We start from the raw sequence: 6098 nt of genomic DNA, 5'->3' as shown, positions 1-6098 counted from the left end.
ATTTGCAGGGCTACACAAAAACATTAGCGCCTCCGCACCACGAACACGCCCATATTCGAGCCGGCAACCGGGCCCTCGGGGCGGTCCACCCGCCGCCAACCCAGGGGGTCTTCATGATACTCTTCACGACCGGGCCGACCAGCCCTTGCCGCTTGTCCCGGTGCCGCCGCTCACTTGCCTTCGTCCCCATCGCCATCATCCTTCATAGCGCTAAAATTCAAGGTACAGTTGGCCGACAGGGCGCCGTCTCTTCCACACGGGCGCGGCGCCCCTGAATCGGCACAAGCCCGGGGCATCGGCAAGACCGCGCGCCGGCCGCGGCCGCCCGCGAGCGCGCCCGTAGCAACACCCGGCGCCACCGCGCCGCACCGAAGGCAGCGACTCTGTCGCGTTCGGCCCGCGCCAGGACCCTGGCCTCCGACAGACGCGGCAACGGTTGCCGGAAAAACCCGGCACCCGGGACGCCCGTATCCCGGCGCACCACCAGGCATTGAATGCGAGGAACCTGCCTGCCGTTCACAGCCGGCCCGTCCAGCAGTGCCGCCATAAAGCGCAGGGTCTTGCCGATCTCTACGCCGAAGCGTCGCCCCGATAACGGCCCCGGATACCCGATCCGCCCAGCCAACCCTTTGTAGTCCAGCGCCATCTCTTCCACAAGCAACGAGTTGGCGCGCTCGATCAGCACGCCAAGGGCCCGCAACGCCAGCTCCCGGTGTTCCGCATCTTTCATATTGCCGCCTCTTTGCTGCCCGTCAGACCCAATCCATGCCCGGCCTCCCCTCCCCCCCAGGCGCCGGACATATCCCCGAACATGCTTATACTACTACAGCCGCTGTGCCCGCATCGCAGCGCCAACAGCCTATCCCCCGGAACAGGAATCCCCGCGGCCGGCGCTTTCACCCCACCGTGCGAGAACCCTTCGCGGACTACCGCGAAGACTTGCCGTTCGCCGGCCTGTGAACGCTTTTCACTGAATATTGGCGGCTTGACGGATGCTTTAACTCCCATTCCCTGGAGATGCCCTGCCCTTAAAATACCCCTCCACACCATCCCGAGCGTCATTATGCATGCGCAGACCTCAGCGCTCTACAGCCCCGGCGCAGGAATCTGTTATACTGCCGCGCTACGGTCTTACAGCCTCGGCGAGCGCCAGACTACGTAACGGGAACGTTCAGCGGGTGGGTCAGCGGCGGGGTCAGCGGCGGCTGGAGATTGCGGGAGGGTAAAACATGAACGGAATGGCAGGTATGGTTTTCGCGGACATCGCGGTGGCAGCGGGCATCTTCCTGGGCAGCGTCACGTTGTTGGCGGTATGCTGGGCCTATGTGCGCCATCGGCAACTGGGCGCGGCCGGGGGCGGGCTTGCCGCCGTTGGCGCCATTTTGCTGATCGCATCCATCCTGACGACCGCCGCGGATCCGGGCGTTGACGAGTTGCGCACCCAGCTGGCGCAACTCGAAGCCAAGCAACGGCAAGCAGGCACCGAAGCGAACGCCCTGCGCGAAGAGCTGCGAGCCCTGGGAAGCAACATTACGGAACTGAGCGCCCAGCTGGACGAAATGCCTGCGACACACCTCAGGATTGCCACCGATTTGCGTCAGGAGATAACCGCCGGCCTGGACGGTATCCGGTCGGATCTGGAGCAACTCCGAATGGAGACGGAGCGATGCCGAAGCTCCGGGGGATGTCCCGTCCCCCGGAACGACAAATAAGGCCGGCGCAACGCCCGCCGCGCAGAGGCTGACAAGACAAAAGCGGCACCGAAACGGGCGATTAGCTCAGTGGGAGAGCGCTGCCTTCACACGGCAGAGGTCGTTGGTTCAATCCCAACATCGCCCATTTATTCTGGCGCCCATTCACTCTGGCGCCCATTCACTCTGACCCTATTCATCCGAGGCTACCCCCTGGTCCCTGGTCAGGGGAAGAATTCGCACAGGCGGCGGGCGAGTATAGCCACGGTGCCTCGCAGCGCCGGCGCTCTTCGTAGGCACGGATGCGTTCCGCTTGTTGCAGGCTAATGGAAATGTCGTCCCACCCCCGCAACAACCGCTGCTTAATGCCAGGGGCGATCTCGAAGGGCAGCCTCTCGCCGTCGGGGGTGACCGCCGATTGCCGCTCCAGGTCTATCTCCAGACGATAGCCCTCGTTCTCCGACACCTGGCCGAACAGCCGCTCTACGACAGCCGCTTCCAGCAAAACGGGCAACAGGCCGTTCCGGTAGGCGTTGTCGTAGAAGATGTCGGCAAAGGAGGGCGCCAGCACGGCCCGGAAGCCATAGTCCAACATGGCCCACACCGCATGTTCCCGGGAAGAGCCGCAACCATAATTCTCCCTGGCGAGCAGGATCTCGGCACCGCGGTAGCGGGAACGGTTGAGCACAAACTCGGGGTTCAGGCGGCGGCTACCCGGATCCTGATCCAGGACTCCAGGTTCCAGGTAGCGCCAGTCGTCGAATAGATACGGGCCGAAACCGCTACGGCGGATCGAGAGAAGATATTGCTTGGGGATGATCGCATCGGTGTCCACGCTGGGCCGGTCCAGCGGAACTACCAAGCCGGCGAAGGGAACGAAGGGGCACATCTTGGGCATAGGTATGGGGCCGTTACGGGACCAATGAGCGGTTCATTGGACCATTGCCGGTTAATGAGGCGTGGCCGAACCCGCGGGCGGCGGCGCCAACTCGCGCACGTCCACCAGGCGCCCCGCCACCGCGGCCGCCGCCGCCATCGGCGGGCTTACGAGATGCGTACGCCCTCCCCGCCCCTGCCGCCCCTCGAAATTGCGGTTGGAGGTGGAAGCGCAACGCTCACCGGGGAGCAGACGATCCGGGTTCATCCCCAGGCACATGGAGCAGCCAGCCTCGCGCCACTCGAAGCCGGCATCCACGAAAACCCTGGCCAACCCTTCTTCCTCTGCCTGACGCTTGACCCGCCCGGAACCGGGGACCACCAGAGCCTGGCTTACGTTGCCGGCCACCCGCCGGCCCCGGACCACGGCGGCGGCGGCCCGCAGGTCCTCAATGCGGGAGTTGGTGCAGGAGCCAAGGAAAACCCGGTCCACGGAGATCGAGGAGATGGGCGTGCCGGGAGTCAAATCCATGTACTCCAACGCGCGTTGCATAGCCTGGCGCCGGGTAGCGTCCGGCTCCGCGGCGGGGTCCGGCACGCAGGCTCCCACCGGGGCGACCATCTCCGGAGAAGTACCCCACGTTACCTGGGGCTCGATGTCGCCGGCATCCAACCGGTGCGTCCGATGAAAGTGCGCCCCCGGGTCGCTGTGCAGACCGCTCCAGGCCTCCGCCGCTTGCTCCCAGAGGCGTCCCCGGGGGGCGGCGGGGCGACCACGCACATAATCAAGCGTCTTCTCGTCCACCGCGACCATGCCGGCGCGGGCACCGGCCTCAATACTCATGTTGCACAGAGTCATGCGCCCTTCCATGGACAGCGCGCGGACCGTACCGCCCGCGTATTCCAGCGCATGGCCCGCACCGCCCGCTGTGCCGATGCGCCCGATGATCGCCAGGACGATGTCCTTTGCGGTGACCCCCAGTCCCAACTCGCCCTCCACACACACCTGCATGTTGTCCGCCTTGCGAAGTTGCAGGCACTGCGTGGCGAGCACGTGCTCCACCTCGGAAGTGCCGATGCCGAAGGCAAGGGCGCCCAAGGCGCCGTTGGTGGAAGTGTGCGAGTCGCCGCAGACGATAGTCATGCCGGGCAAGCAGGCGCCGTGCTCGGGACCGACGACGTGTACGATCCCCTGGCGAGGGTCCCGCAGACCGAAGCGCCTGATCCCGGTCTCGGCGCAGTTGTGCTTCAGTGCCTCCAGCTGTCGCCGCGCGACCAGGTCGCGCACATGGGCGCGGTCGGCGGTGGTAGGGACGCTATGGTCGGCAACAGCGAGGGCGGCATCCGGGCGCCAGGGGCGGCGACCGGCGGCGCGCAGACCGGCAAAGGCTTGCGGCGAAGTAACCTCGTGGATGAGGTGGCGGTCTATATAAATGAGCGCGTCCCCGTCGGCCAGTTCGCAGACGAGATGCGAGTCCCAGAGTTTGTCGTACAAAGTAGAGGCCATCGCCGAACCGTCGTATTCGCTCAAGTACCCCGCTGTCCTGCTCCCGCGTCCGCCGCCAGCCGCACCAGGGTGCGTCCCGTCGCCTCGCCGCGGAGCATCGCCTCGAAGATCCGCGGCAGCCCTTCCAGGGTGGTTTCCGCATGCGCGATCCGGTCCAGTCCTGTCGGAGCCAGGTCGCTGGCCAGGCGCCCCCACAGCGGGCGGCGGTAACGAAGCGGACAGTCGGCGGCGCTCACGCCCAGCAACGCGACGCCGCGCAGAATAAAGGGCATCACCGTAGTCTGCAACTCGCTGCCGCCGGCCAAACCCACAGCGACGACGTTCCCCCAGGGCCGCGTGCTGCGCGTCAACCAGGAGAGCATCTCGCCGCCTACGTTGTCCAACGCGCCGCCCCAACGGCCCTTCTCCAGGGGCCGCCGGCCCAGGTCCAGGGAGCGGCGATCGATCACCTCCGCCGCCCCCAGCGAGACCAGGTAATCCCGGGCCTCAGGCTTAGCGCTAATCGCGCACACCTCATAACCCAGGCGAGACAGAATGGCCACCGCCAGGCTGCCGACCCCGCCGCTGGCACCGGTCACGGCGACAGGCCCGGCCGCCGGCTGCTGTCCGTTCTCTTCCAGGCGCTGCACACACAGGGCCACGGTAAAACCCGCGGTGCCCAGCGCCATGGCCTGGCGCATGCTCATACCATCCGGCAGAGGGATGACCCAAGACGCCGGGAGACGCACGAAATGCGCATAGCCGCCGTCGTGTGCCACCCCCATGTCGTAGCCGGTCGCCAGCACTTGGTCGCCCGGACGAAATTCCGCAGCCGAAGAAAGCTCCACCCGCCCGGCCACGTCAATCCCACCCACCCGGGGGAACTCGCGGATAATCCTGTTGGCGCCCGTGGCCGCCAGGGCGTCCTTGTAATTCACTGAAGACCAGCAGGCGCGAATCACCACCTCGCCAGGGGACAGATCGTCCAGGGCCACGTCCTCCACGCGCCCCGCAACCTTGCCGTCCTGCCGGCGAATGCGAAAGACCGGGAATTCCCGCATGTCGCTCCCCGCGCTCATGGCGCGGGATTATCCTTGCCGGTGCTGGAGGCAGTCAATCGCCAACGCGCCCCGTAGCCGCAGCGACAATTCTGACAAAGGCCGGCACGACAGAGCGGGGCCGACAACCGGGGCAAGGCTGACACGGCGCGATTACGCCCGCTCACAGTTGCTGGAGCGACTTCCCGTATTCGGGTCCCCCCGGTATCCCCGGCCTCCGCTAACCGCCCGACCGTTTGGAACCGAGCGCCTTGATTTCGGCCACATCCTCGCCGATCTTGAGTATAAGGGTCTCAAGACCGCCTATGCTAGCCTCAAGACTGCCCATGCTAGCCTCAAGACTGTCCATACGGGCCTCAAGACCGTCCATGCGGGTCTCAAGACCGTCCATACGGGTCTCAAGACCGTCCATGCGGGTCTCAAGACCGCTCACACGAGTCTCGACCAGGGTCATACGGGTATCAAGCGTATTCACCTTCGCGCTGAGGCTCATGACAAAGCCCGCCATCGTTATCATGAGGATCAACAGCGCCAGTTGAATGGGCAGAAAAGCGCCATACATGATCGTGCGCTGGGTTCTGGTCTCCGCCATCGCTGTGGCGATACCCTCTTTGATCGCCAGGGCCTGGTTCTTTTCCAGGTGGGATAAATCCGATTGGAGCGTCAGGGCGATCCTGGCAACGATCTTGGCCAGCCCCTCCGACTGTTTGCGGTCGAAGCCCGCCTCCTGCAAGTCATTGGCGGCGGCGAGCGTATCGAATGCGGCAGGTTCCTTCATAGCTGTTGCGTTTCCCATTGCGGCCTCCTGGCTTCTTGCGCGATTCCTTTCGAACAATAAGAAGCATTTTGGAAAAGTTGCGGGCAGGTGTCAACAGTCCCCCAGAAAGTGTAAGCCCAAAGCAGTAATGTCCTATTCCGAGTCTTCGGGCAGGGCCTTTCGTTGACCATACGGCATTTACGCGGCCTTCGGGCCAGGAGATGCCCAGG

6 protein-coding genes and 1 tRNA gene are annotated in these 6098 nt (G+C 65.1%); 2 read left to right on the top strand and 5 right to left on the bottom strand.

Going from position 1 to position 6098, the window contains the following annotated elements:
• Positions 1-217: 217 nt before the first annotated feature.
• Complete coding sequence (locus tag OXU43_04195) at positions 218-730, bottom strand: hypothetical protein (GenBank protein ID MDD9824356.1); 513 nt, start codon at positions 728-730, stop codon at positions 218-220.
• 499 nt (positions 731-1229) lie between these two features.
• On the opposite strand from OXU43_04195, the gene OXU43_04190 reads away from it, so the two are divergent.
• Positions 1230-1712 (top strand): hypothetical protein, encoded by a 483-nt coding sequence (locus OXU43_04190; GenBank protein MDD9824355.1) that lies wholly within the window; start codon positions 1230-1232, stop codon positions 1710-1712.
• 55 nt (positions 1713-1767) lie between these two features.
• Positions 1768-1839: transfer RNA gene (locus tag OXU43_04185), tRNA-Val, on the top strand.
• Positions 1840-1887: 48 nt separating this feature from the next.
• On the opposite strand, the gene leuD is transcribed toward OXU43_04185, so the two are convergent.
• The 4 genes from leuD to OXU43_04165 form a co-directional block, all read right to left on the bottom strand.
• Positions 1888-2580 (bottom strand): 3-isopropylmalate dehydratase small subunit, encoded by a 693-nt coding sequence (leuD, locus tag OXU43_04180; GenBank protein ID MDD9824354.1) that lies wholly within the window; start codon positions 2578-2580, stop codon positions 1888-1890.
• A 60-nt stretch (positions 2581-2640) separates the two neighbouring features.
• Complete coding sequence (leuC, locus tag OXU43_04175; protein ID MDD9824353.1) at positions 2641-4074, bottom strand: 3-isopropylmalate dehydratase large subunit; 1434 nt, start codon at positions 4072-4074, stop codon at positions 2641-2643.
• A gap of 20 nt (positions 4075-4094) precedes the next feature.
• Entirely contained in the window at positions 4095-5132 is a 1038-nt protein-coding gene (locus OXU43_04170) for an oxidoreductase (GenBank protein ID MDD9824352.1), read from the bottom strand.
• A gap of 199 nt (positions 5133-5331) precedes the next feature.
• Complete coding sequence (locus OXU43_04165; GenBank protein MDD9824351.1) at positions 5332-5889, bottom strand: hypothetical protein; 558 nt, start codon at positions 5887-5889, stop codon at positions 5332-5334.
• Positions 5890-6098: the final 209 nt, after the last annotated feature.

The organism is Gammaproteobacteria bacterium, assembly GCA_028817255.1.
Taxonomy (GTDB): Bacteria; Pseudomonadota; Gammaproteobacteria; order Porifericomitales; family Porifericomitaceae; genus Porifericomes; species Porifericomes azotivorans.
The sequence above is the reverse complement of the archived record's forward strand: the minus strand, read 5'-3'. Positions and strand labels throughout refer to the sequence as shown.